We start from the raw sequence: 847 nt of genomic DNA, 5'->3' as shown, positions 1-847 counted from the left end.
GAAGCGCTACTGTTTGTGGTAATGTAGCAGGTAATAAATTAAACGCAAATATTCTTCCTTTTATTCTTAGAGGGATAAAATTAATTGGTATAGATTCTGTATATGTTGATTATAAGACTCGAGAATCTATATGGAAAAAATTATCAGAAGAATGGAACATAGGTGGTTCACTTCTATATAATGAAATTAATTTCAAGGAATTTGATGAAATTATACGACAGTTATTAAATGGTGAACATATAGGGAGAACCATCCTAAAAATTTAATTATACTAGCCTATTTTGCTTTTATCACTTTTTATTAAACAAGTTGACTATTCAATTAGGTAGATTTATTTTATTTCTACAATGCCCTTCAAATTAACTTTACTTAATCAGTTTCTTCATGCTGAATGTAATATTTGTGTATGTAACACTCTTTAGTTTGTATATATCCATCTACAAACTAACGTAATTCAATTGTAATTTCGTGGTACATTTTGAATATCAACTTATTATTTAAATGAATTAACTCATAATTACTTATCAATCTTATTTTTGGCCTTATATGTATCGCTTTAGCTGTTTGTATTATTCAGGGAATGACTTAAAGACTTGTCACTTAAGCATCCCCGCCCTTCTGGCATAATTGGCTTAAGATATTTTCTAGGTGTTTTACAGTAATTTGTTTTGCATTTATATCTATCCCATGCGCCCGGATTTATTATTTTGATATAAGTACCTCATGAATACATTAAAACTTTTTATTCGTATGTGTAAAGTTGTAAATTCCATTTGAATTATTAGAAAAATATTAGTAATCAACTAGAAAACAAAAAAGCTCTATATTAAACAGGACTGATTTTTAA

The 847-nt window shown here is 27.5% G+C and carries 1 pseudogene; it reads left to right on the top strand.

From position 1 onward, the window contains the following. A pseudogene (locus ACF91D_RS30895) lies at positions 1-266 on the top strand (NADPH:quinone reductase); the annotation flags it as partial. Positions 267-847 lie beyond the last annotated feature (581 nt).

This window comes from Staphylococcus sp. 231237_7MaSpsaltlick (assembly GCF_043107035.1).
The sequence above is the reverse complement of the archived record's forward strand: the minus strand, read 5'-3'. Positions and strand labels throughout refer to the sequence as shown.